The sequence below is a fragment of the Actinomadura verrucosospora genome (assembly GCF_039540335.1).
In the GTDB taxonomy this organism is placed as follows: Bacteria; Actinomycetota; Actinomycetes; order Streptosporangiales; family Streptosporangiaceae; genus Spirillospora; species Spirillospora verrucosospora.
The window spans coordinates 1-506 of the sequence record NZ_BAABEV010000140.1 but is presented as its reverse complement, the minus strand read 5'-3'; the positions used below and the strand labels follow the sequence as shown (position 1 = coordinate 506).

2 protein-coding genes are annotated in these 506 nt (G+C 69.0%); both read right to left on the bottom strand.

Translation table 11 applies throughout. The features are described 5' to 3' along the window. A partial coding sequence (locus ABD944_RS42325; RefSeq protein WP_345187947.1) for a TMEM175 family protein occupies positions 1 to 237 on the bottom strand: 237 nt, incomplete at its 3' end. After that, a partial coding sequence (locus ABD944_RS42320) for a DUF4031 domain-containing protein (protein WP_345187944.1) occupies positions 234 to 506 on the bottom strand: 273 nt, incomplete at its 5' end. The genes ABD944_RS42325 and ABD944_RS42320, both read right to left, overlap by 4 nt.

The following is a 506-nucleotide window of genomic DNA, read 5'->3' as shown; positions in this document are numbered from 1 at the left end:
GTTGGCCCACAGCACCCCGCCGCTGACGGTGGGATGCAGCTGGAACAGGTGATGGTGGTTGTTCCAGTAGATGCCGATGTATACGAAGCTCAGGAGGTAGGTGAGCAGGCCGAGTCCCGACGTGTGCAGGAGGTCCGCCCATCCGTCGCCCTTGGGGACCGCGAGCCCGAGCACCATCACGGTGATGACGATGGCGAGCACGCCGTCGCTGAAGGCCTCCAGCCGCGACGAGCTCATCGCAGGCCCTCGCGCCGCTCGCGTGTGGTGACCCGCAGCCCCGAGGCGATGAGCCTGCGCACGAGCTCGTGCCCGTCGACGTGCTCGGCACCGGCGCCGATCAGGCGGGCGTGGATCTCGTCCGGGACGTCGTAGTGGTCGCGCTCGAATCCGTGTTGGGGGATGCCGTTGGCCTGCGCGAACGCGTGCAGCTCCTCGACGCTCTCGTCGCTGACGAGGTGCGCCCACAGGCGTCCGTGCGCCGGCCAGCGGGGGTCGTCGATGAGGAT